Annotated in this window: 25 protein-coding genes; 13 read left to right on the top strand and 12 right to left on the bottom strand. The window is 64.0% G+C overall.

What is annotated here, in order from left to right:
* Position 1 precedes the first annotated feature (1 nt).
* The 4 genes from HGO92_RS00375 to HGO92_RS00360 all read left to right on the top strand — a co-directional run bounded on the left by HGO92_RS00375 (position 2) and on the right by HGO92_RS00360 (position 3,463).
* Positions 2–1,465 (top strand): protein adenylyltransferase SelO, encoded by a 1,464-nt coding sequence (locus HGO92_RS00375; RefSeq protein WP_169990935.1) that lies wholly within the window; start codon positions 2–4, stop codon positions 1,463–1,465.
* Between the two features lie 175 nt (positions 1,466–1,640).
* Positions 1,641–2,261 (top strand): DUF3592 domain-containing protein, encoded by a 621-nt coding sequence (locus HGO92_RS00370; protein ID WP_169990933.1) that lies wholly within the window; start codon positions 1,641–1,643, stop codon positions 2,259–2,261.
* A gap of 17 nt (positions 2,262–2,278) precedes the next feature.
* Positions 2,279–2,716, top strand: coding sequence for a hypothetical protein (locus tag HGO92_RS00365; RefSeq protein ID WP_169990931.1), 438 nt, complete (start codon positions 2,279–2,281; stop codon positions 2,714–2,716).
* Between the two features lie 411 nt (positions 2,717–3,127).
* Positions 3,128–3,463: a nucleotidyltransferase domain-containing protein gene (locus HGO92_RS00360; RefSeq protein ID WP_169991917.1), complete on the top strand. Its 336-nt coding sequence runs from the start codon at positions 3,128–3,130 to the stop codon at positions 3,461–3,463.
* A 207-nt stretch (positions 3,464–3,670) separates the two neighbouring features.
* Here the strand turns inward: HGO92_RS00360 and HGO92_RS00355 are convergent, their stop codons facing one another.
* A complete protein-coding gene (locus HGO92_RS00355; protein WP_169990929.1) occupies positions 3,671–4,624 on the bottom strand; it encodes a GlxA family transcriptional regulator in 954 nt (317 codons plus the stop codon).
* A gap of 98 nt (positions 4,625–4,722) precedes the next feature.
* Here HGO92_RS00355 and HGO92_RS00350 point away from each other — a divergent pair, with 98 nt between their 5' ends.
* Positions 4,723–6,075, top strand: a complete 1,353-nt coding sequence (locus tag HGO92_RS00350) for an alpha/beta fold hydrolase (protein ID WP_169990927.1) — start codon at positions 4,723–4,725, stop codon at positions 6,073–6,075.
* Positions 6,076–6,625: 550 nt separating this feature from the next.
* On the opposite strand, the gene HGO92_RS00345 is transcribed toward HGO92_RS00350, so the two are convergent.
* The 9 genes from HGO92_RS00345 to HGO92_RS00305 form a co-directional block, all read right to left on the bottom strand.
* Positions 6,626–8,806, bottom strand: a complete 2,181-nt coding sequence (locus HGO92_RS00345) for an Rv1352/Rv1906c domain-containing protein (protein ID WP_169990925.1) — start codon at positions 8,804–8,806, stop codon at positions 6,626–6,628.
* 140 nt (positions 8,807–8,946) lie between these two features.
* Positions 8,947–9,624 carry a class F sortase gene (locus HGO92_RS00340; RefSeq protein WP_169990923.1) on the bottom strand — a complete coding sequence of 226 codons (678 nt, stop codon included), beginning with the start codon at positions 9,622–9,624 and terminating at the stop codon, positions 8,947–8,949.
* A 24-nt stretch (positions 9,625–9,648) separates the two neighbouring features.
* The gene (locus tag HGO92_RS00335) at positions 9,649–10,425 is read right to left on the bottom strand and encodes a GVDTG sorting domain-containing protein (protein ID WP_346768792.1); all 777 of its coding nucleotides are present in this window, start codon (positions 10,423–10,425) and stop codon (positions 9,649–9,651) included.
* 138 nt (positions 10,426–10,563) lie between these two features.
* Positions 10,564–10,779: a hypothetical protein gene (locus HGO92_RS00330; protein ID WP_169990921.1), complete on the bottom strand. Its 216-nt coding sequence runs from the start codon at positions 10,777–10,779 to the stop codon at positions 10,564–10,566.
* Positions 10,780–10,920: 141 nt separating this feature from the next.
* Entirely contained in the window at positions 10,921–11,214 is a 294-nt protein-coding gene (locus tag HGO92_RS00325; RefSeq protein WP_169990919.1) for a hypothetical protein, read from the bottom strand.
* A gap of 193 nt (positions 11,215–11,407) precedes the next feature.
* Entirely contained in the window at positions 11,408–12,163 is a 756-nt protein-coding gene (locus HGO92_RS00320) for a ZIP family metal transporter (RefSeq protein ID WP_169991913.1), read from the bottom strand.
* Complete coding sequence (locus HGO92_RS00315) at positions 12,163–13,290, bottom strand: AI-2E family transporter (protein ID WP_169990917.1); 1,128 nt, start codon at positions 13,288–13,290, stop codon at positions 12,163–12,165. The genes HGO92_RS00320 and HGO92_RS00315 overlap by 1 nt, the downstream gene beginning before the upstream one ends.
* 7 nt (positions 13,291–13,297) lie before the next feature.
* Positions 13,298–13,714, bottom strand: a complete 417-nt coding sequence (locus HGO92_RS00310) for a GNAT family N-acetyltransferase (RefSeq protein WP_169990915.1) — start codon at positions 13,712–13,714, stop codon at positions 13,298–13,300.
* Between the two features lie 102 nt (positions 13,715–13,816).
* A complete protein-coding gene (locus HGO92_RS00305; RefSeq protein WP_169990913.1) occupies positions 13,817–14,656 on the bottom strand; it encodes a glucose 1-dehydrogenase in 840 nt (279 codons plus the stop codon).
* 285 nt (positions 14,657–14,941) lie between these two features.
* Here HGO92_RS00305 and HGO92_RS00300 point away from each other — a divergent pair, with 285 nt between their 5' ends.
* Positions 14,942–15,544 carry a TasA family protein gene (locus HGO92_RS00300; protein ID WP_169990911.1) on the top strand — a complete coding sequence of 201 codons (603 nt, stop codon included), beginning with the start codon at positions 14,942–14,944 and terminating at the stop codon, positions 15,542–15,544.
* 110 nt (positions 15,545–15,654) lie between these two features.
* Positions 15,655–16,290, top strand: a complete 636-nt coding sequence (locus HGO92_RS00295) for a signal peptidase I (RefSeq protein WP_169990909.1) — start codon at positions 15,655–15,657, stop codon at positions 16,288–16,290.
* 70 nt (positions 16,291–16,360) lie between these two features.
* On the opposite strand, the gene HGO92_RS00290 is transcribed toward HGO92_RS00295, so the two are convergent.
* Positions 16,361–16,537: a CsbD family protein gene (locus HGO92_RS00290; RefSeq protein ID WP_169990907.1), complete on the bottom strand. Its 177-nt coding sequence runs from the start codon at positions 16,535–16,537 to the stop codon at positions 16,361–16,363.
* A gap of 218 nt (positions 16,538–16,755) precedes the next feature.
* Here HGO92_RS00290 and HGO92_RS00285 point away from each other — a divergent pair, with 218 nt between their 5' ends.
* From HGO92_RS00285 to HGO92_RS00275, 3 genes are all read left to right on the top strand, one after another.
* Positions 16,756–17,244 carry a hypothetical protein gene (locus HGO92_RS00285; RefSeq protein WP_169990905.1) on the top strand — a complete coding sequence of 163 codons (489 nt, stop codon included), beginning with the start codon at positions 16,756–16,758 and terminating at the stop codon, positions 17,242–17,244.
* A gap of 510 nt (positions 17,245–17,754) precedes the next feature.
* Positions 17,755–20,715 carry a hypothetical protein gene (locus HGO92_RS00280; RefSeq protein WP_169990903.1) on the top strand — a complete coding sequence of 987 codons (2,961 nt, stop codon included), beginning with the start codon at positions 17,755–17,757 and terminating at the stop codon, positions 20,713–20,715.
* Between the two features lie 139 nt (positions 20,716–20,854).
* Positions 20,855–21,067: a hypothetical protein gene (locus tag HGO92_RS00275; protein WP_169990901.1), complete on the top strand. Its 213-nt coding sequence runs from the start codon at positions 20,855–20,857 to the stop codon at positions 21,065–21,067.
* Between the two features lie 63 nt (positions 21,068–21,130).
* On the opposite strand, the gene HGO92_RS00270 is transcribed toward HGO92_RS00275, so the two are convergent.
* The gene (locus HGO92_RS00270; RefSeq protein ID WP_169990899.1) at positions 21,131–22,273 is read right to left on the bottom strand and encodes a carboxylate-amine ligase; all 1,143 of its coding nucleotides are present in this window, start codon (positions 22,271–22,273) and stop codon (positions 21,131–21,133) included.
* 189 nt (positions 22,274–22,462) lie between these two features.
* Here HGO92_RS00270 and HGO92_RS00265 point away from each other — a divergent pair, with 189 nt between their 5' ends.
* The 3 genes from HGO92_RS00265 to HGO92_RS00255 all read left to right on the top strand — a co-directional run bounded on the left by HGO92_RS00265 (position 22,463) and on the right by HGO92_RS00255 (position 25,204).
* Positions 22,463–22,939, top strand: a complete 477-nt coding sequence (locus HGO92_RS00265) for a hypothetical protein (RefSeq protein WP_169990898.1) — start codon at positions 22,463–22,465, stop codon at positions 22,937–22,939.
* 32 nt (positions 22,940–22,971) lie between these two features.
* Positions 22,972–23,574 carry an arsenate reductase/protein-tyrosine-phosphatase family protein gene (locus HGO92_RS00260; protein WP_169990896.1) on the top strand — a complete coding sequence of 201 codons (603 nt, stop codon included), beginning with the start codon at positions 22,972–22,974 and terminating at the stop codon, positions 23,572–23,574.
* A 79-nt stretch (positions 23,575–23,653) separates the two neighbouring features.
* Positions 23,654–25,204: a sugar transferase gene (locus HGO92_RS00255; RefSeq protein ID WP_169990894.1), complete on the top strand. Its 1,551-nt coding sequence runs from the start codon at positions 23,654–23,656 to the stop codon at positions 25,202–25,204.
* Positions 25,205–25,492: the final 288 nt, after the last annotated feature.

Raw genomic sequence — 25,492 nt, 5'->3', positions numbered from 1 at the left:
AATGAGTGTCGAAGCCCAGTCAGCAGTCGCCTTTAACGGCCAGTTCGCCCGTGAATTCGCCGAGCTGGCTATTCCATGGCAAGCCGAAGATGCGCCGGATCCGAAGCTGCTCGTACTCAACGAGCCGCTGGCCATGGAGTTGGGCTTCGACCCGGCCTCGTTGCGGAACCCCGAGGGGCTGCGGCTGCTGATCGGGGTTTCGCTACCCAGCGGTGCCACTCCGGTGGCACAGGGCTATGCCGGCCACCAGTTCGGCTTCTACTCGCCGCGTCTGGGCGACGGACGCGCTCTCCTGCTTGGAGAGATCGCCGACGCTGACGGCGGCCTTCGGGACATCCACCTCAAGGGATCCGGACGTACACCGTTCGCCCGCGGCGGCGACGGCCTGGCTGCGGTCGGTCCGATGCTGCGCGAGTACGTGGTCAGCGAGGCGATGCACGCGCTGGGCATCCCCACCACACGTTCCCTCGCCGTGGTCGCGACGGGGCGGCCGGTGCGCCGCGAGACGCAGCTGCCGGGAGCCGTGCTCACCCGCGTGGCAAGCAGTCATCTGCGTGTAGGTAGCTTCCAATACGCCCGGGCAATGAACGACGACGACCTGCTGCGCCGCTTCGCCGACCATGCCATAACACGCCACCATCCCAGCGCCGCAGAGGTCGAGAACCCGTATCTCGCCCTGTTCCAAGCGGTGGTCGCCGCCCAGGCATCGCTGGTGGCCCAGTGGATGCTGGTGGGTTTCATCCATGGAGTCATGAACACGGACAACATGACCATCTCGGGGGAGACCATCGACTACGGGCCGTGTGCCTTCATGGATGCTTTCGACCCGGCAACGGTCTACAGCTCGATCGACGAAAACGGTCGCTATGCCTACGGCAACCAGCCGCTGGTAGCAGAGTGGAACCTGGCCCGCCTCGCGGAGGCTCTGCTGCCTCTCTTCCACGAGGACCACGAACAGGCCGTCGCACTCGCGCAGGAAGCGCTCGGCGCCTTCCACGATCAGTACAGCGCCGCGTGGCTGGCCGGCATGAAAGCCAAACTCGGTCTGCCCGACGGTGCCGACGACGAAACAGCGTCGACGCTGACGAACGAGCTGTTCACCCTCCTGCAGGAAGGCAAGGTCGACTACACCGCCTTCTTCCGCGCGCTCGGCACGGCGGCCCGCGGCGACACCGAATCCGCCCGCTCCATGTTCCTTAGTTCAGCAGTCTTCGATGCCTGGACCGAGCGCTGGCGCGCGCTGGACCCGGACGCCGACCTGATGGACCAGACCAACCCCGCCTACATTCCCCGCAACCACCTCGTGGAGGAGGCCCTCGCCGCCGCCGTCCAAGACGACCTGGAGCCCTTTAACCAGCTCCTGGCCGCGGTGACCGCACCTTACGAAGAGCGCCCTGGCCTTGAGCGGTACGCCACCGCAGCCCCGGAAAGCTTCGGCCCCTACCGGACCTTCTGCGGAACCTAAGGCCCAGCGCACCGCATCGCCGACAAGCCAAGCCTCCTCCTGAATGGACACGCCACAATTGAATGAACGCCCCGACGATCCAGATGCTGCTCCGACTCTGACCGATGAGTCCACTGCCGGATCCTTTGTACCTCCCGAGGGATGGACGCGATCGCCTAACCGCTCCACAAGCCGCTTGGCCTTCGAACTGAGCAAAACCACCAGCTGGTATAGGAATGATGGGAGAGGAAACGGGTACTTTGCTCCCGGCTGGGACAGCGAGCGGATCGCCCGCAGGACAGGAGTCTTTCGCTGGATCGGGCTGGCCCTCGCCGTCGCCATCCTCGCCATCGGCGCTTTCAACTTCAACCTGCAATACTCCGAACAGGGCGATTACACGCAGTTGAAAACCAACGGCGTTTTGCTTCCTGCCACAGTGGGCCCGGTGGCAGTAGGGCATTCCACAGACCGCTACAGCATCGGCGGCCAATCCGGATGGGACTACATCACCGAGACCTCGGCAGCGATTGAGTACAGGATTGACGGCCAGACGTTGCAAGGTGAAATCAACGATCACAGACAACGGAAGAAAGACTACCCGGAGCCTGCCTGGACCCAGGGGGAGACGGTCCAGGTGTACGTGGACCCGAACGAACATGAGCGGTTTGTTCTCTTCGATGAGTACATGGAGGAGGACGCGCACTCGTTCCCGCGCGGTGCGCTGTTTGTCCTGATCTTCACCGGGATCGTACTGATCCTGCCGGCGGTGTTGTTCATTGCGGGTATGAGAAATGTTCGTACCGCCCGAAAGCTCTGACATGAATAGAGGTTTTGATGTCAACGGGCCACGTGGTTTTGCTCGGCGAGTCCATCTTCGACAACAAGGCCTACGTTGGCCGCGGTCCCGACGTCGTCAATCAACTCCGTGACGAACTTCCGCCAACGTGGCAGGCCACCCTCCTGGCAGTCGATGGGGACGTCATCTCAGGCGTGCCGCGGCAGCTTCGTTGCCTGCCGCGCGACGCGACCCACCTGGTGATCAGCGCAGGAGGAAACGACGCGCTGGGGTTCGCCTACCTGCTGCAATCTCCCGCCCGTTCCGAGGCGGAAGTTGACCTGCGCCTGATCTGCAACCAGGACGGGGACTACGCCAACGCCATCGAGCCGTCGGTTCAGGGCGGCGCCAAGATCGCCCGGGCGGTTGCCGCCGTCGTCGGTCTTCGTCAAGATTCCCCCGCTTCCATCGTCATCGCCAGTGATCGCGACAGCTGAGGCTGCGAAGGCTCAGTTCATCCGGATCCAGACCATGAACAACGACGACGGCGGGGAGTCGAGGATTCCGGGGGAGCACTGAAACGCGTACAATTATGAGCGATCGGGAGGTTTGAGATGCAGCTGCACCCGGCGTACTGGATGTCCACCCGCTAGAGCCATGAGGACGTCGGCTTCGAGCGCGGGGCAGATGGCACGCAAGGGGTTCTGCAGTTCTCGTGCGGGAACACCGAGTCCGTGCTTCCATCTCAGGTGTGCGCCGTTGTCTGGAACGGCTGGAGGAGAACGGCGTAGTAGATGCCACCCATGTCGGCAACCGAGTCGAGTACTCAGTGAACGGCCAGCACATCCTTGCAGGTCTGATCGTTGAGGCTTCGAAGGCGATGGAGCAGTTCATCCGGTTTCTGACCAATCGGATCTCCGAAATGGAGAGAGCAGCCAATACAGGTCACTCTCTTCGGTTCAGCGGCCCGTCGTGAGATGCGCCACGACTCGGACATCGATCTGTTGTTCATCGTTGCAGACGGCGTCGGCGACCAGCTGTACGAAGCGATCAGCGATCTGGCCATCGACGCGTATCGCCTCACCGGTAACGACGTCCGTCCCATGGTCTACGAGGTAGCCGAAGTCCACCCGGCACCGATCTTCGATTCGATCGGCCGTGAAGGCGTCCACATTTTCGGGGACAGTCATTGGCTGTCGCGCCAGTTAAATGCTTTGACGACGCCGAGTCTTATGCCGACGTGATAGCGACTCTGGCGGTTCATGCCGGGATCGCCGCCTCAAATACCTTCTGCCTGATCGCGCTCGGACGGCACTCCAAGGCGGAAAACCACGCCGACAAAGGCCGGTTACAACGTCAAGAGCCTGACCCGGGCCAAGGCCACAAAATGCATTGAGTGGGCCAGTAAGTTGCTCCTCGCGGCCGAGGAGGAGGGGAGCTTTCTACGAGGTTCAGGCTGGCGCAGCTTGCCGGTTCCTGCCTTGGTAAAGGCGGCGGTAAGTTGACGGTGTGGTGTTAAACTTCCGGGCGAAGTGGAGCCGGAAGTTTGCTGTCGTTCCCAGGCCGGTCCTAAAGGCAACCGCCTGCACCGGCAGATCGGTGGTTTCCAGGAGCCGACATGCTTCGGCTATGCGCTGATCGTTTAGCCATCTCAAAGGTGTCATTCCTGCTTCGGCCGTAAATTTTCGTGTGAAGCTCCCGGATGCCCACCCGGCATGGGCGGCCATGTCCTCGACCGTGAGCGGTGCAGCCAGGTTTTGTCTTGCCCAGGCGCAGGTGTCGGCGAAGCGGGTCAAAGGTGCGGCGATCGCACGTTCGATGAACTGGGCCTGGCCTCCTTCCCGGTGCGGGGCCACAAGCATCCGCCGCGCAATGCTGTTAGCCGCCTCAGTTCCATAGTCCTTGCGGACCAGATGCAGACATAGGTCTATGCCTGCCGCCACCCCGGCGCTGGTGCTGACGCTGCCGTGGTCGATGTACAGGACGTCTGCGTCGACGGCGACGCCCGGGTACAGGGTGCGCAGGCGTTCGGCGTTTTTCCAGTGGGTGGTCGCCCGCTTGCCGTCCAAGAGACCTGCAGCAGCGAGAGCGAAGGCGCCAGTGCACACCGACACCATGCGGGATCCGTTGACTGCTGCCTGCCGCAGTGCGTCGCAAACCTCGGCGGGCGGATCGTTGAGCGGGGCGTAGCCGGGCACGACGACTGTATCCGCGGACAGAAGGGCGTCCAAGCCATCCGGCGCCAGGATGGAATACCCGGAGGTTGTCGGCACCAGGCCAGGCTCGCCGGCGCAGACCCGGAAGGAGTACCGCTCCCGTTCATCCTCGTGGCCGAAAACCTGCGCTGGAATGGCAAGGTCGAAAGCGACCACATCCGGTAGTGCCAGCGCGACGACTCGGTACATATGCCCACTGTACTCATTGAGGCGCCGGGGCAGAATCCTTTCCATACAGGTCATTTTTGCCATCTATTCCCGCTGCCGGTGAATGACAGCATTAGCGCATGAAACTCATTTCGGCGGAACAGGAACCGACGGCTGCCGCCCCCACAAGTCCCACATCCAAGGGCCGGGGCCGTCCGCCCGGACCTGGTCCGGCGCGGAAGGGACACATCGGTTGGATCGTGGCCGGTTCCCTGGCTACCGGGGTCCTCGCAGCACCGCTGTTGGCCGTAGCCCCGTTTATTCCGGCGACCGAGAGCGGCGTGGCCGGAGCCCTCCTGCTGGGGCTTGCGCTGGGATGGGCCATGCTCGCTGCACTGTCGGTGAGGTTCACTGATCAGCCGCAGAAATGGGCCGTTGTTCCGGCAATCTTTATGGGATGGGGCGGTTCCCTTCTGCTGGCGTTCGGCTCTCCACTGCACGAGGTACTCGCCTGGGCGTGGCCTCCCGCCTTGCTGGTGTTAGCGGTCTGGATGATCGTCCGGGCGAATCGGCAACTCCGTAGCCGGAGCGGGCGCTTCCTGCTCTACCCCGTGATCGCGATGCTGGTTCTGGCTTCGCTGGGCAGCGGTTACGAAACCGTGCGCGGAGCGGCGGATGCAGCGGCCGCTCCAGTGCAGGGTCAGCTGATCGACGTCGGCGGACACCGCCTGTACCTGAACTGCACCGGCTCGGGCAGTCCTACCGTCGTGCTGGAGCCGGGCGCAGGCCTCATGTCCTCCGACCTCGTGTGGGTAGCACCGTCCGTTGCCCATGACACCCGGGTCTGCATCTACGACCGGGCAGGGCGAGGGTGGAGCGACCCGGCGAAGACCCAGCAGGACGGCGCGCAGATTGCGACCGATCTTCACACGTTGCTGCAGCGCGCGAAAGAGACAGGACCTTATGTGCTGGCGGGGCATTCGTTCGGCGGTCTCTACGCACTGACTTTCGCTGCCAAGTATCCGGAGGATGTAGCCGGCCTGGTCCTCGTGGATTCGACGGCGCCGGCCCCAGCCATGGAATCAGCACAGTCCACACGCTCGGACTCCGATGAAACGGCCAGCCGAATCTCCGCACTGGTCTCGAGCGCATCTCGCCTTGGCGTCGGCCGGTTGCTCGGCGTGGAACCAAGCCACTTACGCAGCACGGTGGATGAGTACCTCCAGGCGGGATCCTCGGTGCAAGAGGCTGCCGCGCTGAGGGATTTCACCGATAAGCCGTTGGTTGTGCTGATGGCAGGCAGTGGGAGTGGGCCGGGATGGACGGCTTCGCAGGAAGCCCTTGCCTCCCTCTCGACCAACAGCCTGCACCGTGTCATCGACGGCGCAACGCATGCCTCTCTGATTACCGAGCAGAAGGATGCGGCCGCAACTGCCCGCGGGATCCTCGACGTCGGCTCCTCCGTTCGGACTGCGAGCCCGCTTATCCCGTAGGACGAAAGTAAGCCCGTGACCACGGTTCCTGGGCCTGCAAATAGCCCTGCGAACCAGCCCATTGTGTGCCGGTTATTTGGCGTCTATTCTGAATCCACGGGTAGGAGCGCGCCATGGAATTCACCCTTTTCGTCATCGTCTTCGTACTGATTCTCACGCCTTTTGTGGTGCTGGTGTTCGGACCCAATCTAAGGGAAGACAGACCCGTTGCACGGCCCCGTCGCTCCGCTTCCGGTTTGGCGGCTTCGCGCAGGGCTAGGCGGAAGATCGTCCCGGCAGGGGCAGGGCTTCCACTCCTGCCGTCTCCGTCAGATGCGGGCGGAGGAACCAGGGCGCCGACGCGGCTGCGGTCAGCCCGGCGGGCCACACGACCCAGGTTCCGCCGAGGTCCAAGAGGTCCCGCCCGTCAGCGATGAACGGAAGCATTGGTTGCCGGACGCGAACCACGACTAACGACGACGGCGGGGGCGGCTGAGCCACGGCTTCTGGGCAGCAAAAGGCCGGGCCGCCTCCCTGGAGAGACCGGCCCGGCCTTTGCCGTGAGAAGCGCTTACTTGCGGGTCAGCGTTCCACAGTCTGAAACGGTGAAGCCTTTGGCCGAGGCCGGGATGGTGACCACGATCCGAGCGGAACCGAAGTAATTGTCGATCAAATCATCGAAACTTTCGGTGAAGCCGCTCAAGGTTTCCCAGTAGCAGAAGTTGCCTGAGCTGTAGCCATAGTAGGTGCCCGGCTTGATATCGACACCGACACGGTACGTTCCGTCGGCAGTGATCTTCGATGCGTTGGCGCCGGTTGTCGGAGCGGTTGTCCATTTGCCGCAACCGGACGTATCGAAACCGACGTCGGAGGACGTGATCTGGACATACGTGCGGGCAGAGCCGAAGTAGTTCGCATTGATCTCATCGAAGTCGCCCGAGAAGCCGGACAAGGTCTCCCAGTAGCAGCTGTCGCCCGTTCCGGTGGCCTTGTACAGCCCCGGCTTCAACGAGGATCCGACGCGGTAGATGCCGTCGTGGCTGATCACTGTACGCGGCGGCAGCGGAATGCTGACCGCGGCGCTCGTTGCCGCACGCGTGTAGTAGTTGGTCTTCCGCGCCGAAACCTTGACCGTGATCTTCTTGCCGTTGTCCGAGGACGTCAGCTTGTAAGTGCGGTACTTCGCACCGGAAATGGCCTTGCCGTTGCGGTACCACTGGTAGCCGTAGGACGCGGGCTTCGGGGAGTAGGACCCGGCGCTGGCTGTCAGAGTGTGACCGGCCTTCTTGGTGCCGCTGATCTTGGGCACCGCCTTGGTAGTGATCAGGGCCTTGGCAACAGTGACAGCTTTCGCCGTGGCGGTCCGGGTAGTGTAGCCGGGCTTGGAGACCGTTACCTTGACGCTGACCTTGGAACCGATGTAGCCCGAGCCCAGATACAGGTAGTGCTTGGTGCCGCCCTTGATGGCCTTGCCATTCTTGTACCACTGGTACTTGAACGAGGAGCCTGAGGTCCAGCCGTGGGAGATCTTCACTGTCTGGCCGTAGCGGGCGCTGCCGGAAACGGTCGGCCATTTGCTGGCGTAGATGGATCCCGCCGCGACCTTCTTGGCGGCAGAGTACTTGTCCACCGTCTTGTAGCCGGACTTGGAGGCGCGCACGCGCACCTTGACGTACTTGCCGTTGTCCGCCGCCGTCGCAGTGTAGGACCTGCCGGTGGCGCCCTTAATCGCCGTGCTGCCGCGGTACCACTGGTAGGCGAGCGTGGCTCCGCCGGGCGACCAGGTACCGGGGCTCGCGGTCAATTTCGAGCCGACCTTGGCCGTGCCGCTGATGGCGGGTGCGGGAGCGGCAGTAAACGTCGCCGCGGCGGCCGTGAGAGCAGCAGGAGCCAGCACAATGGTGGTGTAGCCGGCCTTGCTGACGGATACCTTGACCGAGACCGGCTTGCCGATGTCGGCCGCAGTCACGGTGTACTTGGTGGACTTTGCGCCCGTGATGGCGGCCGAGCCGCGGTACCACTGGTAGCCCAGCGCATAACCACCGGGGCTGACAGCTCCGGAGACGGAAGTGGTGAGCACCTGTCCGGCGACAGCACGGCCGCTGACGGTTGCCTTGGCCGAGGACGAGAAGATCCCCGGCTTGATGGTAACCGCCGGCAGGGACACTGTGGCGCTGTCGCCGCTGGCCGAGTTTGTGGCCTCCACCGTCAGCTGGAGTTGCTTGCCGGCCAGATCGGCCGTCAGCGGGAGCTTGTTCGGCACCGTCTGTGCCAGCGGCAGCGACGAGAATCCGGCATGGCGCTCGCCGTCCAGCGTCCACGTCAACGTAAAGGTGTCGGCGTTCTGCCATTCCCCGATGGTGCCGGTGACGGTGCTGCCGACCACGGCATTGCCGCTCAGGACCGGCGAGGCAGTGTTGATCGGAGCCGCGGCTTCAACTTCCTGCGGTGCCGGTGATTCGACAGGGGGTTCAACGATAGTCTCGACGGCGGTTCCAGGCGGCGGCTCCACGGCCGGCTCAGCTGGTCCCTCCACGATAACTTCGGCAGGCGCCTCAACCGGAACCTCGGCCGGTGCTTCCACCCGAGCGGCGGTGGATTCGGAAGCGGTTTCGGTACCGGTTCCTTCAGGTGATGCGTAAGCCGCGGGACCGGCGAAGAGCCCGGCTACCAGGGCGGCGACGCCGATAAAAATAGTGCCCGACTTGGCGCGATTCAGGCGCGCAGAAGCCGGGACAACAGTGTGAGACAACTGTGTCTCCTTTCCCCAACATAAAAGATGATCGGGCGATCCCGATCGGAGTTATTCTATGGGGCTTTCAAGGATTTGGGGATACGTTTCATCAAACTGATTTGCAGTGTGTGCCTGGTGGCTGGATTTGTCTTAAACACCTACTCAGCGAGCGAGGCGTAGACGACGTAGTTGTCCTCGAAGATGCCGGTGTCCGGGTTGTAGCCGTCGCAGGTAATCAGGCGCAGTTCCGGTCCCTCGGTGTTGCCGTAGACCTCGAGCGTGGGGAACTGGTTCTTCTGGTATTGCTCGCCCCGGTCCACGGTGAAGACAACGCTGGTGCCGTCCTCGCGCTCAATGCGGATGCTGTCGCCCTTGGCCAGCTCCGGCAGCCGGGCGAAGACGCCCGGGGTCTGGCTGAGCGAGTTCACGTGACCCAGCAGCACGGCCGGCCCGGGATCGCCAGGCGCTGGGGAGCCGTTGTACCAACCGGCCGGGGCACCGGCATCCTCCGGCGGCACCTCCAAAGTGCCGTTTTCCTGCAAGCCCAGGTGGAGCAGCTCCGAGGAGACCCCGATCTTCTCGATCTCCATCGAAACGGGCGCGGCTGCGGGCACGGCGGCCGGCTTGCTTGCCTCGCTCGGCCCGGCAGTGGGGGCTGGGGCGGAGCTTGAAGCCGTCGCAGGGCGGGATGTGGAGACGGACGGGGAGCTCGGCGCGGCGGCGGAAGAGGGGGAGGGCGCCGTCGAGGGCGGCGAGGTGCCGCAGGCGGTCAGGAGCAGGGCGGCCGCCGCGGTCAGCAGTGCTGGTCCGCGGCGGCCTTTTCTACCAATCGTCATGGCTGGTGTGCTGTCCTGCCGTGCCTAGGACTTGGCTGCCATGCTGCGGCGGACAACCCACGTTCCGCCTGCCGCCGCGGCCAGCACCAGGCCGCCGCCGAGGGCGAGCATCTCGGTGGTGTTGTTCTCCGTCACTTCCACGCCCGTGTCCGGGGCGCCGTCGGGCATGGCGCCCATCTGGGAGGCGGCGAGCGTGCCGCAGGCTGCCGGCGAGGTCGCGGCCAGCGGCAGCTCCGGAACGAGGTCGCTCATCTTCTCCTGGGCCTCCGGGCTCAGGGTTGCCGGATCCAGGCCATGGACAACGACGACGGCGGTCCCCGCCTCGAGCGCGGCGGCGGTGTCAGCGTTGAGCTCGAACGTGCGGTCGTAGGTGTAGGCGCCGCCCTGGCCGCCGACCTCGAGGGTCAGGCCGGCATCGGGGCTGGTGTCGCCCGAGGTAGCCAGCGTGGTTCCAATGTGGCCGTAGAAGGGGTGGCCTTCGGTGGTCGAGACCACGCCGTCGCCGTCGGTATCTGCTTCCGGACCGGGGCAGGTGCCCTGGGCGGCGATGTGGATGTGCTGGACGTGCGGGTAGGCGGCGTCGTTGAAGGTTTCGGCCAGGCCGGAAACGTCCATCTTGACGTGGGCTTGATTGCCGGTGACATCGACCATGACGGTGCCGCTGGCGCTGCTGCCGTTCAGCGCGCCGAGGTTGGCCTGATAGTGGTCGGAATCGCCGTGGGCCATGGCGGGGGAGCCGGCCAAGGCGACGGCGCCGAGGGCCAGGGCGGGAATGGTCATCAAACGCATCTTCTTGTTCACGAAAGGATCCTCCAGAATGCGGGTTGCCAACGCCCCGGTTGTGGGGCGCATACAAGGTCTTCGGAGTGACCCGCATCATGGATTGGATTTCTTCGAGAAAGTTTTTGCCGGCCCCTCAGCTCCCGGCACTGGAGGTGTTCACCGCAGATTCTGCAGGCCGGTCAGCCACTCGCGGGCCATCTTCATTACCTGCTCGGGATCGGTAGTTGTTTCGATCGCAGGACGCCGGGCCCGGCGTGGGCCACGAATGATGCGCGCCCGGAAACCATTGCTGCCCGTTTCCTGCCAGGCCCGGATGACGAGCGTAACGGGAACTGCGTTCCTGCGGAGGCCTTTGTCTGCCGCGCCGGTCATGATCAACCACTCCCTCGATGCGTTATGTGCTCTTGGGATCCACGGTAGGAAGCGGAGCTATGTTCCAGCTATGAAACGGCACTGCTCCGGATATGAGTGGCGGGCTCAGCTACATCCAGCCCAGCGCTCGCCGGTCTTGACTCAGAGTTCGGAGTCGAGGGTGAAGCCGCAGCTGCAGCGGTAGGTGCGGACGGTTGTTTCCGCCGCTTCAGGCAGGACCGTTTCGGCGGTCAGAATCATGAGGGGTGCCGTGATGGGGAGATCGGCGGCGTTGACCAACTGCATCGGTTCCCCGCAGTGGACATGTTCGGCGATGGTCCGGGCCAGATCGGCGTCCTCGGGACAAAGCGCCGACGACTCAGAGGCGGGAGCGGAGTTCCCCGTGCAACCGCGCCACCGCAGGCCTTCTGACGAGAATGCTTCTATTGAAGTCATACTGATTTTTCCCGGGACGTAGGCAGACCAGGTCCTCGACGCATTCGGTGGCTCCTTAATTCGGCCGGCTTCGTTGCCGGCGACAACATCAATCCTACGGCTCATGGATTCTGGGTGACAGGGGCCATTGGGGCCTGCAACCCTTCCGTAATCTGTCTGCCCCGTGAGGCAACGGAATCATCACGGCGCGGTCTCAGCTTCCCGCGGTGTGGATGGCGAAAGCGATGACAAAGCCGAACGACGCCGTGAGGCCGGTCAGGATGTGGTGCTGTTCGAAGGCCTCGGGAATCATCGTGTCGGCGACCATCGCCAGGATCGCCCCGGCCGCCAGCGCGGTGATGAAGGCGATCAGTTCCTCGGGCGCTCCCTGCAGCAGCGCGAACCCCAGCAGCGAAGCCACACCGCACAGGATAGCGATGCCGCCCCAGACACCGAAGATGTAGCCGGCGCTGCGTCCAGCCTTCTTCATGCCGGCCGAGCTGGAGAGGCCTTCGGGCACATTGGAGATGAAGACCGCCGCCAGCATGGCCGGGCTGACGGACCCCGCGGCCACCATGCCCAGCCCGAGGACCAGGGATTCGGGAATTCCGTCCAGCAGGGCGCCGACGGCGATGGCCGTGCCGCTGCCGGGCTTTTCGTTTTCATTGGGCTGCTGTTCGCCGGAGCGCTTGCGGTGCTTGGCTCCCCGCCGCGCCAGCAGCAGGTTGGCTCCAGCGAACAGCACTGCACCAGCGAGGAAGCCGCCGGCGGTGGGCCAGAGACCGCCGGTCTCGGCGGCCTCGTCCACAAGCTCGAAGGCCAGCGCGGCGATCAGCACCCCGGCGCCGAAGGCCATGATCGTGGAGACAACCCTGTCCGGAATCCGCCACGTCCAAGATACGGCGGAGCCAACCACCAACGCCGCACCGCCGACCGTTCCCCAGATCAGCGCCTGCAGCCACAGCGGGATCATGTCGGCTCGGACCCCGCCGGCGGCAGGTCCGGATTCAAGTCTTCAACGCGGGGATCCTCCGCGCTCCACACCTGCAGCACGGCCCAGACGACGGCGGCCAGCGGCACCGAGAGCACCGCGCCGACAATGCCGGCGAGGATGGTGCCGGCCGTCAGCGCGAACAGGATGACCAGCGCGTGCAGGCTGAGGGCGTTGCCCATCACGACCGGCTGCAGCAGATCGCCCTCCAGCTGGTTCACCGCAATCACAATGATGACGACGATCAGCGCGACCACGGGTCCGTTCGCCACCAGCGCCACCAGGGCCGCGAGGATGCCAGCCACGGTGGCGCCCACCAGCGGGATGAACGCGCCGAGGAAGACGATCATCGCCAGCGGGATGGCCAGCGGAACCTGCAGGATCAGCAGGGAGACGCCGATCGCCGTCGCATCCACCAGTGCGATGATGGCCGTACCGCGGACGTAGCCGCCGAGTACCTCAAGCGTGCGGGCGCCAGCCCGGCGCAGCTTGGCTTCGCGCCGGCCGCTGAACGGGCGCATGAAAAAGTTCCAGATCTTCTGCCCGTCCTTGAGGAAGAAGAACAGGACCACCACCATCAGCGTGGTGCCCGCGATGAACTCGGTGACCACAGAGAGCCCGGTCAGGGCACCGGAGCGGACCTGGGTGCTGGTGGCGAAATCGATCAGCGCTTCGCGTGCCTCGTTGATTTGTGCCTGATCGATCGGCAGCGGACCGGTCAGCAGGAAGGCCTGCAACTCGTCGAGACCCGAGGTGGTGGCGGCGACCAGTTCGTCCCATTCGTTCCGGACCGCCACCACAATCACGGTCGTTGTCGCGGCCAGCAGCACCAGCAGGCTCAGGAACGCGATCACCGTCGCCAATGCTCCCGGCACGCCTTTCCGGCGCAGGAAGTTCACAAACGGGCCGATTGCCGCGGCCAGGATCAGCGCAATCATCACCGGGATGACCAGGAGTCGGATCTGCAGCAACCCATAGATTGATACGGCCACCAGCGTCAGAATGAGCAGGATTTGGGCCGCGCGGCTGCCCGCGCGGCCTAATCCGTCCTGCCAAGCCCGTGCACCCTGCGAGGTTTGGTCCTGCCTGCTGACGTGGCTGCTCATGCAGTCCTCAGGCAGCGGCCGGCTGGGCCTGGCGGACAGACCGGCGCCGGGCGTTCCGCTGTTCCTGCACCCGGGCCAGCTGCTGCTGGCGTTCGGCTTCCTGCTTGTCGGCGATGAGCGACGAGTGCAGACGCAGCCGTTCCTCGTGCGGGACCAGCATCAGGTAGTTGGGCAACGCCGCGATCATGTGCCGGACTTTGGGGCAGAACGGCCGGACCGCCAGGCGCCTGCGCTGGGCGTCGGACAGGGCGGTGTGGATCAGGCTGGACGCCAGCGCCTTACCGATGCGTCCACCGGGAACATCGGTAAAAAGCATCCAGATTTCGCCCTTGTGGATGCGGTAATGCAGGGAGGCAACCACAGCTCCGTCAATGTAGGCATCGAATTGTGAGGCGCCAAAATTGTCCCGTACTACAGGCTTCATGGGGGTTCGCCTTTCTCGTAAGCATGCTTTCTTTTCCGTACTTCGAAGCAAAGCATGCTTACTAACTTGATGCAAGACAGACCGGTCTGTTTTTTCGCTTTGCTACAGAATTGGTCGCCCGCCGGTGACCGCGATGCGTGCACCGGAGATGTAGCTGCCGTCGTCGGAGGCGAGCAGGACATAGGTCGGCGCCAGTTCGGCAGGCTGCCCGGCGCGGCCCAACGGTGTATTGCTTCCGAAGGATTCCACCTTCTCGGGCGGCATGGTCGAGGGGATCAGCGGAGTCCAGATCGGCCCCGGGGCGACGCTGTTGACCCGGATGCCCTTTTCACCCAGGAGCTGCGCCAGGCTGGCGGAGAAGTTAGCGATGGCCGCCTTGGTGGCGGCATAGGGCGCCAGCGTGGGGTTCGGCATGTCCGAGTTGACCGAGGAGCTGCCGATGATCGACGAGCCCGGAGCCATGTGGGGGAGCGCCGCCTTGACCAGGTAGAACATCGCGTTGATGTTCACCTTGAACGTGTGTTCCCACTCCTCGTCGCTGATTTCCTCGATCGTCTCGTGGGTCATCTGGAACGCGGCATTGTTGACCAGGATGTCGATCTTGCCGAACTCCTGCACGGCGGTGTCGATGACTTTCCGGCAGTGCTCGGCCGTATCCAGGTCGCCGGCCACCAGAACCGCTTTCCGCCCGGCTTCCTCCACGAGCCGGGCCGTGTCGCGGGCATCCTCGTCCTCGCTGAGGTAGGAGATCAGGACATCGGCACCTTCCCGGGCAAACGCGATGGCCACGGCCCGGCCAATCCCGCTGTCGCCGCCGGTGATGACCGCGGCCTTGCCCTTGAGCTTGTCCATACCGCGGTAGCTTTCTTCACCGCAGTCGGGGACCGGTGTCATCTCGGACTGGATGCCGGGTACGTCCTGCTGCTGCTTGGGCTGGTTCATGGTGTCCTCCTGCTGGACTGCTTGATCGGGATGTCTGTCCGACAATAGTAAGCAGACTTATAAGACGTACGACGGCGGACGTCGCCTTCGGTGTTTGGCAAGCCACTGCGCCCGGCTTGAGCCAATTTTGAGCACGGTCCCAACCTTGAGCGAACTCTGTACCAATGCTGCGTGAAGTTCCGCTTATTCCTTGAGGTCCGGCAGCCAAAGTAGTCATATCAGCCCGCGGGGCTGAGAAAACTTTGGCAGGACCTCGACGGTCCGGGATCACGAACGGGAAACATCATGGGCATCAGCATGAAGACCACCTCCGGTAAGCTCCTCGCCTCCGCCGCCCTCGTCGCCACGGCGGCAGGGGTCGCCGGCCTCGGTACCTATGGCGCGTTTACCGATACCACTGCCGCAGATCAGAAAGTGGCAGCCGGTACGGTCGACATCGCTCTGGGTGCTGGCTCCGGCAAGGGTTTCGACGTCATGGCAACCGATGTCCTGCCCGGCGATGCCATCGAGCGCGTTGTCACCCTGAAGAACAACGGAACCTCATCTCTGGACAGCATCTACCTCACCACGTCGGTTGCCGCATCGTCGCCACTGACAGCGGACACGGTCAACGGCCTGCAGGTTTCTATCGAGCGCTGCTCCACAGCCTGGAGCGGCACCTCGGCACCGTACACCTGCGGCGGAACCGTCGAAACCGTCCTTGCTGCCAGTCCGGTGATTATGGTCGGCGGCGAGCTCGCCAATGTGCAGTCGCTCACTCCGGGCCAGGAGGACAACCTGAAGGTCTCGGCTGTCCTGCCCGAGGATGCCGGCAATGAATTCCAGGGCGCCGCCAGCACGGTTACCTTCTCCTTCAACGCCACCCAGCGCGCGGCCGAAACCAAGTAAGCCTCCAAAACCAAAGCTGATCCGCCCTTCTTGGGGGAGGGCGGATCAGCTTCCACCACAGCGCCAGAACCACAACCAGCACCAGGGATCTGCGACAAGGAGGCAAAGCCATGAGCACGCATTCAGCAGCAGCACCGCCCGCACAGCACGGCGCAAATAAAGCGCCGCAGCCAGCCCGCGTCCGCAAAGCTCTCAACCGCGTCCTGACCGTAACCACCACGCTGCTTCTCGTTCTGGCGGCCGCAGTCTTCCTGCTGCTGGCCGTCGGACCGCGGGTGCTCGGCTACCAGACGGCCACCATGCTGACCGGTTCCATGTCGCCGCTGATCAACCCGGGCGACGTCGTGGTCACCGCTCCCGTCGACGTGGCGGACCTCGCCGTCGGCGACATCATCACCTACCACATTCCCATCGAAGATCACCGGGTGGAGACGCACCGGATCGTCGAAATTACCACCGACGGCGGCTCCACGGCGGTGCGCACCAAGGGCGACGCGAACAACGGCGTGGATCCGTGGACGGCCACGCTGCAGGGCGAGCAGGTCTACCGCCACGCCTTCACGGTTCCCTATCTGGGCTCGGCCATCCGCACCCTGCGCGAGCCGGTAGTGCTGAACACACTGATGTACGGCGCTCCCGTCGTGCTGGTCATCGGCGCCCTGGCCGCCATCTGGCGCAAGGATCCGGAAGCAGAAACGAAGACAAACAACGACGCCGGGGCTCACCAAGGCGCCACGCCCGCCTAAGCGCGAAACCTAAGCAGCGAAAAGGGGGTGCAGCCACAGTGGCTGCACCCCCTTTTCAACAGTAATTCAGTCAGTCTTTCTTGAACGCGTCCTTGACCTTCTCGCCGGCGTCCTTGAGGTCTGCCTTGGACTGGTCCGTCTTGCCCTCGGCCTGCAGGCTCTCGTCGTCAGTGGCGTTTCCGGCCGCTTCCTTGGCCTTGCCGCCTGCACGCTCTGCGGCGTTTCCGATCTTGTCATCCAAACCCATGGTGTTTCTCCTACGGTCGATGGTTGCTGCCGGTGTATCACCCGGCAGGCCGGACAGTAATAACCCTACTTATTATCGTCGTTGTCCGCCACCGCACCGGAACCTTGCGCCATTCCTGATCATCCATAGGGGCAGCGCTTGAGGTCTGGCAGCCAGACTGGGGAGGACGGACCAATCGTTCCCGTATGGCATTCCCACGGACTAGCGAAAGGCAGGACATGGCTTCGGACACCAGCAGACGAAACTCGGCGGCTCTGTGGCGTCGGCTTACCGCTGTCCTGCTGCTCGTACTCAGCCTCCTCAGCGTTCCCGCCTTGGCCCACGCCGCTTTCACCGGACATGCTTCCGGTTCGCTGTCCGTCGGAGCGGCCAAACTCATTGCCCCGTCGGCCTCGGCTACAAGCGTCACGGCCACCTGCAACCGGTACCAGCAGGGCTCGCGTCAGCTGATCATCACTGCTGGCAACTACGGGAAGGTCAACCACGCCACTTCGTACGAATTCATTGTCAAGGCGCCGGGCGGCATGGTAGCTCACACCGGCGACCCTGCCACCTCATCAGGCCGCCAATACTCACAGGTCGGGGATAAGAATGGCCTGTCCGGAACATGGACCTGGGAGCTCCGTGGCAAGTATCCGGTCCCCGGCAGCACCAATGTATGGACTGGCCAGCCGCTCGCCGGCCAGCTGAACATCGTCTGCAACTAATCAAGTCCAGTCGCTACTGATCCGGCCCGCGGCAAAGCTTCGTAAAACGCATCGTATAACCTGTTTTTCCGCGTGCTTACGCGGCACAGTCGGGTAACGACTATGGTTTTTACAAGCGGCGATTGGTAGCTTGGACGTATTGGAAAGGGTCCTGCTGGGGAGCAGGACACTCGCACGCGGTGCTCGGGGCGGCACCAGTTGGCGTGATGCGGGAACGCGCACCGTACCGCATCACCATCCGCTGCGGCCCTTCGTGGGGGAGGACCAACGCACCGTTCCCTGCGGTTCCGCAGGGCATGTGAGGTAGAGGTTTGACGTCGGAACCGGAAGGCAGCGAAGCCGCCCGGTGTGACTGCGTACAACCGCTTGGGGGAGCATATGAGGTATTTCCCTCTCCGGGGAACCGGAGGTGAGAGGTCCAGTTCCGCTGTGCCCCGGCACCGCCGGCGCGCAGCAGCCAGAAGCCGCGGAAGTGTCCGCGCGAAATCCGGCCGGCACGCGCTGACGACAATGCGCACAGCCCTGGCCACGGCAGTAATGTTCGCCATGCTCGTGCTCGGCTGGCCGGCCGCCGCGATGGCCACACCAACGCCAACGCCATCGCCCACCGCCACCGCTTCGGCAACAGCTCCGGCCGATGACCACGGAGCCGCCAGGACGGTCAAGGAACCCACGGATGATTCCACCACCCGCGAGCTGAGCACCCAGGCGCCGGAGCTCTCCGGCATCTCGCCATCGCCCACGCCGCAGACCTCGCCCACCGCTCCGGACACAACGGCCCCGTCGGAAACAACCACGGCGACGCCCACCCCGGACCCGGCTCCGGCAGGCACCACGCCCCCTGCCACGGATCCGGCAACGCCACCACCAACAACGACGACGCCGGAGGAAGTCGTCCCGACCACGCCTCCGCCAACCACCACGCCTCCGGTCGTCAGCCCGCCTCCCACCTCAGTGGAACCGCCGGCAACTGTTGACCCGCCGGCCACCGGAGGAACCACCGCGCCCCCGCCCGCCACGGACGGCGGCAACGTCGACATTCCCGTCCCGCCGCCCGTCGACGAGATCGACCCGGGCACGCCCACCGAAACCGAGGCCCCGCCCACGGACACCGGTGAAGGCAGCCAGGACACCCCGGACAACACCGGCGGCGAAGCCACCCCGGATACGCCCGGCACCCCGGGCGGCGCCGGAAAGCCCGTCGCGGTGACCCCGGACATCACCGTTGTCGAAGGCAAGCCCACGCCCAAAGAGGACGCCAACGGCAATAGTATCGAAAAGCCCGAGCCCCGCGACGACGATGATGACAATGACGGCATCAAGAACGCGGACGTCCTGGTCAACGTGAACTGGCAGGTCAACGGGCGCTCCACCACCCACCAAGAGGTCACCAGCCTCGGCGTCAGCGCCAACCTGATGCTGGCCCCGGCCTCCGCCAACGGCGCGCAGTTCGGCGTACCCGCCATCGGCTTCGAAGACGGCGGAAGCGTCACCATCAAGGAGGGCTTCTCGCCCGGCCAGCAGTGCCGCCTGCTCTCCCGCTCGCTCGCCGGCAAGGCGCTCCCGGACAGCGGCGCCACCGTTGCACTCAAAGCAGGCGTCAACTCCTTCACCATCACCAATGCGCTGGACTGCAGCAACCAGGAAGGTGACCTGCAGCTGCTGAAGACCGCGGGCATCCCGGTCCCAGGCGAGGCCGGCAGCTGGAGCATCGGCTACGACATCACCGTCACCAACACTTCCCGCAGCTCGGACAACACCTACAGCCTCTCGGACACGCTCGGCTTTGGCCCCGGCGTCACCATCAAGTCCGCCACCTGGACCCGCGCCGGCGGCGCACCCGCGTCGGGCTCCTGGGCCAGCCCCGATACCAACCGGACCACTGTCCTCGCCCCGGTCGGCACGGTGATCGGCCACAGCCCGGACGGCAACACCGTCCACACCTACAGCGTGCGCGCCGTGGTCGGCGTGCCCGCCGGTACCCGCGCCGCCCACTTGGACTGCCGGATCGACAGCGGCAGCGGCACCGGGCTGACCAGCTCCGTGCAGTTGAACGGGCTCAGTGCCAAGGCCTGCCAGCCGCTGCCCGTGACCCTCAAGGCCACCAACAGCTGGAACATCAACGGCACCGTGTACGCCGGCGGCAGCCAACCCGATGGCTTCGCGGCCGAGCTGGTCCTGCCGGACGGCGGGGGAGAGCCGGCCCCGGGCAAGTGGGGCACCGTGTATGCGTACGACGCCGGCACCCGCCTTGCGCTCGGTGCCAACCTCACGCTTCCAACCGGCTGCGCCGTGGCCGACTCGGACGGCCTGGGCCGGATCACCAAGCTGATGATCGCCAACGATGTGGCAGTTACCAACACCATCGACTGCCAGCAGCAGCTCACCCTGATCAAGGCGGTCGGCCCACAGCCGCCGGCCGGCATCCGCCCGGATGACTGGAAGCTCTCCGCCACCCCGGCCGGAGGCGAAGCTGCCGCCGTCGCCGGTGCCACTGGTATTGCAGGCAGCGTGGCCGCCGGCACCGCGTATGACCTCGCCGAAACGGCCGGCTTCATCGGCGGCACGGAGTTCCTCGCCAGCGACTGGTCCTGCGAACTGGACAGCGGCAGCGGCACCCTGTACCAGGACGGCACCATCGTGGTCCCGTCCTACGGGCAGAGCATCGTCTGCTCCATCGTCAGCAGCTGGGAAGCGCCGGCCCTGAACGTCACCAAGTCCGTCCGCGAACCGGTCAAGGTCGCCGGCGCCGGGGAAGGCGTCTGGGACGTGGTGTACGAGGTCTCCGTGGAGAACCCGTCAGTGGTGGCCGGTGCCACCTACAACCTGACCGACACCCTCGATTTCGGTGGCGGCGTGGACATATTGAACGCGCGTTGGATGCTCTTGGGAACGTCCGACGGCGGCGAATGGCCTGATCCCGAAGCTGATCCTGCCGCTGTGCTCGCCACTGACCGCAGCCTGGAACTGCTGGACAGCCACCTCTACCTGGTCAATGTGCGTATCCAGCTGGATCCGAACATTCCGGCTGAGCAACTGGACTGCGTGGCGGACGCTGCCTTCGGAACCGGGTTGAGGAACACCGTGCAGCTTGACGAAGAGGGCGGAGGCAGCATCTGCATTCCCGCGCCCAGCGGGGAGCCGGTCTTCACAGCAGCGCCGGAAGCTGACCAGCCGGGAACCAGTGCTCCGGACGTCGAACGTGCGGAAACCAACCTCCTGCCGGTTCCGTCGCTCAAGAGCCAGACCGACACACCGCAGGCAGATGACGACCAGCAGTCCGCCAGCCCCGGAGACTCAGAGACCGAGGCACAGCCAGTGGCAGCAGACGGTACGATTCGACCGCAACTGCTGCATCTGGACCCCGCCTTCGCCATGTCCGATCCGGCTACGTTCTCCGCCATCGCCGCGGCGATGCTCCTGATCGGCGCGTACGGCGCAGTGCTTTTCGCGGCCCGCAAACGCTCCTGAACCCGAGCGTGAACAGGCGGTTTACCTGTTGCTCGCCTTCCCGCAATCTTGACGCTAGGCAGCAGGCCGAGCAGTGACGTAGGGTAGATTCACCCTCGCAGGGGGCACTCCGGGGACGCATCGAGCATAAGGAGCAGGAATGTCAGGCAAGCCCTACCTTTCGCCTAAGGAAGCCTTCCCCGCGCACTTGGAGACTCTCTCCCGCGAGGAGCTGGATCTGCTGGCGCAGCAGCTGCAGGAGGAAGTCTTCCGGGAGTGCAATGCGGGGGCGGGTGAAGCGAACCCGGAAACCCTACTGCGGCAGTCGCTCGTGGAACTTGAACTCGCCGCCCGGGACAGCGACGGCGAATAGCCTCCTGCCTCGAAGCAGTACGGTCACAATATTGCCGTCGGCCCAACTTCGGCACGCATGACGTCAACGCTTTTGCGGATGTGTCAGGCGGATTGCTCCCGCAACAACGCCCTCCAGCGAGCCCGTCCGCTCTAGCGCATCGCGCTGCTGCCGCGCTCCGGTTCCCCTGCCGAGAAGCTGCCCAAACAGCCGCTGTACCTGTGCCTCATCCCCGTTATCGACAAGCGCCTCCCTGACGTGCTCCAGCAGCAAGTCGAGGACATTTAAGGCTTTGCAAGGCCTGCCAGTTACTGGGTGCAGTAGATCGCCTTCGATTCCCCACCTGCTCGACTGCCAGGCCGCGAGCCGCAGGATGGCAACGGGTACGGGTTCCGGAGCCTTTCCAGAGCGCCAGTCCCGGGCGGCCGTTTCCACGAGGGCCCGTGTGAGAGCAGCGATCAGCACAGCGTCGTCCGTCGCCAGACATACGTCGTTGACCCGGATCTCCACCGTCGGATAGTTGCTCGACAGCCGGGCGTCAAAGTAGAGCATCGCATTATCAAGAACGACGCCGGTCGCGAGCATCTGCTCGATTGTGCGGTAATAGGCAGCTGCCGAGCCGAAGATGTCCAGCGGCCCGGTAGACGGCCAACGCGACCAGGCTTGTCCGCGGAAGCTGGCATAGCCGGTATCGATGCCGTGCGAAAACGGCGAATTGCTGGCCAGAGCCGCCAGGACGGGCAACCAGATCCGGAGGCGGTCCAGGACAGCCACGCCTTCTTCATCGGATTCCACACTGACGTGGACGTGGCATCCGGACGTCAGCTGCTCCCGGGCCGTCAGCCCATAACGCGAGATCATGATGAATACACGTTCATCGGGTGCGGGGTGGGGGACAGTAGGCAGCGGAGCCATTGCCAAGGCAGTCGTCCTGGCACCAACCTCCTTGGCACACTCATCGGCCCAGGCTCTCCCCGCCCTGATATCAGCGGCCAGTTCCGCGAGGGAGCTGTGCGGCCTGCTGATGACTTCGATCTGCTCCTGCTGGAACTCCGTTGCCAGCCGCAAACCGTTGAACTCTGGAAGTGACGAATCAGCAGAAATGTCCCGCACCGTCTCAGGCAGCCGCTGGCGGTAGCAGTCCATCAGTGCCAGGGCGCGCGGCACAGCGTGTCCGCTCTCGTCGTCCACCAACAACAGTTCCTCTTCGACTCCAAAGGTACGCATGCGGCCCGGCCGTTCTCGTGATTGATGATCAAGACTCGGATTTCAACACTATGAGCTAAGCAAGAACGCGACAATATGCGCCGGTCGATTGGCCGGACGACCAAGGAACGGCGGACTCCAAGGTTTCGCCAACCACTCGTTGCTAAAAATAGAACGTCTCGTCACCATCCAGAGAGGTCCGGTGTGCACATGGTTACTGTTCCCATCACCAAGTCCGTCCGCCGGCATCTCACCGCCGGCGCAGTTCTGCGCATGTCCGACGCCATCGCCATCACTGTCTCGATCGCCGTGGGACTGATCCTCGTCCCAGTGTCCGGAGTTGGAGCAGACGGAGGCTCCGGCTGGGCTGCCTTTGTTCTCGGTTTCGCGTGGTTCTGCGCACTGTCCCTAACCTACCGGAGCGACATCCTGTTTCCAGGCCGGGTAATGGCGGAGTGCTGGAGTGCAGCCAAGGCAACGTTCTGGGCCTTCAGTTTCTTCGCCGCGTGGGTGCTGCTGGTCGAGATCGACGTTGCTCCCGGGCTTGTCCTGATCGCCCTGCCGCTCGGCGCCACGTTCCTGATGACTGCCCGCTACTTGCTGCTACGCGAAAAGTCACGGGACTTGGACTGGGTTGATCGTGCTCTCGCCCAAGCGAACATGAAGGCGACCAGCGACTCGGAATGACCACAAGCGGAGCCAGCCGCTAGAGTTCTGGAATGATCCGCATTCTGACCATCTGCACCGGGAACGTTTGCCGCTCTCCAATGGCGGAGCGGTTGCTGCAGCAAAAATTGGACCAGATCCGCCCCGGCGTCTTCGACGTCCGAAGCGCCGGGATCCAAGCCCTCGTCAATTCGCCCATGGACACCCGCGCAGCTGGCCTGCTCCATGTCCTCGGTGGATCGTCGGATGGTTTCGCCGCCAGGCAGCTCCACGAATCCCATCTGGCGGACGTCGACCTGGTGCTGGCTATGAGCATCGAGCACCGGGACCGGATCCTCAACTTGATGCCACGCCTGCTAAAGCGGACCTTTACGGTGCGTGAACTTGCCCGCATGATCGAAGCCCTTGAATCAGACCCGGCCACGGAGATCCCCGGCGGCACATCGGACGAAGAAGTCGAATACCGCTGGAAGCGGCTGCCTCATCTGGCCGCGCTCAAGCGCTATCAGGCTCGCGTGGCGGACCAAAGCGAGGACGAAATCGTGGATCCCTACCGCCGTGATGACTCGGTGTATCAGCAGATGGTGCGCGACCTTGTGCCCGCGGTGGAACGATTAGTCGAATTTGAAGCGAGAATTACTCCCGACCTTAGATAAACCCTTTGATCGCCCGTATACTTCATACGGGAATGGCCTGTCGGGCAAAGGCAGGCATCGTAGGGGGAGCTTCAATTTAATGCGTACAACAGTCGAGGAACCGAGTTACGACATCAGGGAACACATTCGCACCGTGGAACCAGAACAGAAAACGGCCGGTTCACTGCCGGCCCCATCACCAATGTCTGCAGGTTCTGTTGGGCAGGACCGAAGCTGGGGTAGATCCCTCAAGAACAGACTGGTTCTAACTGACACGCTCGTCGTTGCGGCTTCCCTCTTCCTCGCACAGCTTCTCCGCTTTGGTGTCACTGAGCAGGAACTTCAGCTCGCCGGGGCCGCCCAGACGTACTCAATGGTTTCCGTTGTCCTCGGGCTCATGTGGCTCGTCGCGCTCATGATCACGCAAAGCCGCGCCCTACCGGTCCTCGGAGTGGGAAATGACGAGTACCGCCGGGTAATTAACGCAACCATCGGAACGTTCGGCGCCTTCGCCATTGCCGCCATGCTGTTGAAATACGACGTCGCGCGAGGCTACCTTGCCATCGCTTTGCCTGTCGGTCTCGGTCTGCTCCTCCTGTCCCGGCATGTCTGGCGCCTGTGGCTGGGCAGGCAGCGAGCCAAGGGGAACTACACGGACCGCGCCATCATCGTCGGTTCGGTCTCGGACGTTACTTTCGTCGGCGACAAGATCTTCAAGTCCCCGCAGACGGGCTACCGGCTGCTCGGTGCGGCCATTCGCGGAAGTGAGGAATCCGAGGTCACGCTTGCCACCGGCCACAGGATTCCCGTCATCAGCTCTCCGGAATCCGTCGTTCAGGCAGTCAAGGACCATAACTTTGACACCGTTATTGTCGCCGGTACAGCACAGAACGGCCAGCGCTACCTCAAGGAACTGAGCTGGGAGCTCGAGGGGACCAACACCTCGCTCGTTGTGGCCAGCAAGCTGGTCGACGTTGCTGGTCCGCGAATCCACTGGCGGCCGGTCGAGGGCTTGCCGTTGATGAATGTCGAGATGCCGCAGTACGACGGCGCCAAGTTCACCTGGAAGCGCTCCCTCGATGTCGTTGCTTCGGCCTTCGGACTTATCGTTCTTTCACCCGTCATGCTCGCCATCGCCATCGCGATCAAGCTCGACAACCCGGGTCCGGTGTTTTTCCGTCAGGAGCGCGTAGGCATCCAGGGCAGCCGGTTCCACATGATGAAGTTTCGTTCCATGGTCGTTGACGCCGAGGCGCGGCTGAAGGAACTGGCGGAGCAGAACGAGGGCAACGGCACGCTGTTCAAGATGAAGCGTGATCCGCGGGTCACCCGCGTCGGTGCTTTCATCCGCAAGTACTCTCTCGACGAAGTGCCCCAGCTCTGGAACGTCCTGATCGGCGACATGAGCCTGGTTGGCCCGCGTCCGCCACTGGAGCGGGAAGTAGCTGTATATGAGCAGCACACCCACCGTCGACTTCTTGTACGTCCCGGCATTACGGGTCTGTGGCAAGTCAGCGGCCGCTCGGACCTCTCATGGGAGGAGAGCGTCCGCCTGGACCTTTACTACGTGGAGAACTGGTCCCTGGCCGGGGACCTGACCATCATTATGCGGACCATCAAAGCTGTAGTCGCCAAGGACGGGGCTTACTAAGAACGACGGCGGCGCCTTCCTCGTACACGGGCGTCACTTTCGCGGCCGATAACTAGCGCATAAGGACTCCGGCTCCTCTGAGAACAGAGGAGCCGGAGTCCTTGTTATTTCGTCCGCGGGCGATGACCGGGCCGTCTCTCGCAGATGTTGGCTTATGCTGCCGTGCCTCTGCTCAGCCGAAGGACCGGCGCCGGCGATACCTGGCGGATTCCGTGTAACAAGCCAAGCAGCAGCAGAATGGCTTCCTACTACTTGGAGATGATGAACTTGGCTCGAATACCGCTACGA

Origin of the sequence: Crystallibacter degradans (assembly GCF_012952295.1) — a bacterium.
GTDB classification, from domain to species: Bacteria; Actinomycetota; Actinomycetes; order Actinomycetales; family Micrococcaceae; genus Crystallibacter; species Crystallibacter degradans.
The sequence above is the reverse complement of the archived record's forward strand: the minus strand, read 5'-3'. Positions and strand labels throughout refer to the sequence as shown.

Excerpts from the sequence above, each read along its gene's own strand:
- HGO92_RS00375 (WP_169990935.1), top strand. The coding sequence starts at position 2 with ATGAGTGTCGAAGCCCAGTCAGCAGTCGCCTTTAACGGCCAGTTCGCC.
- HGO92_RS00365 (WP_169990931.1), top strand. The coding sequence starts at position 2,279 with ATGTCAACGGGCCACGTGGTTTTGCTCGGCGAGTCCATCTTCGACAAC.
- HGO92_RS00355 (WP_169990929.1), bottom strand. The coding sequence starts at position 4,624 with ATGTACCGAGTCGTCGCGCTGGCACTACCGGATGTGGTCGCTTTCGAC.
- HGO92_RS00350 (WP_169990927.1), top strand. The coding sequence starts at position 4,723 with ATGAAACTCATTTCGGCGGAACAGGAACCGACGGCTGCCGCCCCCACA.
- HGO92_RS00340 (WP_169990923.1), bottom strand. The coding sequence starts at position 9,624 with ATGACGATTGGTAGAAAAGGCCGCCGCGGACCAGCACTGCTGACCGCG.
- HGO92_RS00330 (WP_169990921.1), bottom strand. The coding sequence starts at position 10,779 with ATGACCGGCGCGGCAGACAAAGGCCTCCGCAGGAACGCAGTTCCCGTT.
- HGO92_RS00325 (WP_169990919.1), bottom strand. The coding sequence starts at position 11,214 with ATGACTTCAATAGAAGCATTCTCGTCAGAAGGCCTGCGGTGGCGCGGT.
- HGO92_RS00315 (WP_169990917.1), bottom strand. The coding sequence starts at position 13,290 with ATGAGCAGCCACGTCAGCAGGCAGGACCAAACCTCGCAGGGTGCACGG.
- HGO92_RS00310 (WP_169990915.1), bottom strand. The coding sequence starts at position 13,714 with ATGAAGCCTGTAGTACGGGACAATTTTGGCGCCTCACAATTCGATGCC.
- HGO92_RS00305 (WP_169990913.1), bottom strand. The coding sequence starts at position 14,656 with ATGAACCAGCCCAAGCAGCAGCAGGACGTACCCGGCATCCAGTCCGAG.
- HGO92_RS00300 (WP_169990911.1), top strand. The coding sequence starts at position 14,942 with ATGGGCATCAGCATGAAGACCACCTCCGGTAAGCTCCTCGCCTCCGCC.
- HGO92_RS00295 (WP_169990909.1), top strand. The coding sequence starts at position 15,655 with ATGAGCACGCATTCAGCAGCAGCACCGCCCGCACAGCACGGCGCAAAT.
- HGO92_RS00290 (WP_169990907.1), bottom strand. The coding sequence starts at position 16,537 with ATGGGTTTGGATGACAAGATCGGAAACGCCGCAGAGCGTGCAGGCGGC.
- HGO92_RS00285 (WP_169990905.1), top strand. The coding sequence starts at position 16,756 with ATGGCTTCGGACACCAGCAGACGAAACTCGGCGGCTCTGTGGCGTCGG.
- HGO92_RS00280 (WP_169990903.1), top strand. The coding sequence starts at position 17,755 with ATGCGCACAGCCCTGGCCACGGCAGTAATGTTCGCCATGCTCGTGCTC.
- HGO92_RS00275 (WP_169990901.1), top strand. The coding sequence starts at position 20,855 with ATGTCAGGCAAGCCCTACCTTTCGCCTAAGGAAGCCTTCCCCGCGCAC.
- HGO92_RS00270 (WP_169990899.1), bottom strand. The coding sequence starts at position 22,273 with ATGCGTACCTTTGGAGTCGAAGAGGAACTGTTGTTGGTGGACGACGAG.
- HGO92_RS00265 (WP_169990898.1), top strand. The coding sequence starts at position 22,463 with ATGGTTACTGTTCCCATCACCAAGTCCGTCCGCCGGCATCTCACCGCC.
- HGO92_RS00260 (WP_169990896.1), top strand. The coding sequence starts at position 22,972 with ATGATCCGCATTCTGACCATCTGCACCGGGAACGTTTGCCGCTCTCCA.
- HGO92_RS00255 (WP_169990894.1), top strand. The coding sequence starts at position 23,654 with ATGCGTACAACAGTCGAGGAACCGAGTTACGACATCAGGGAACACATT.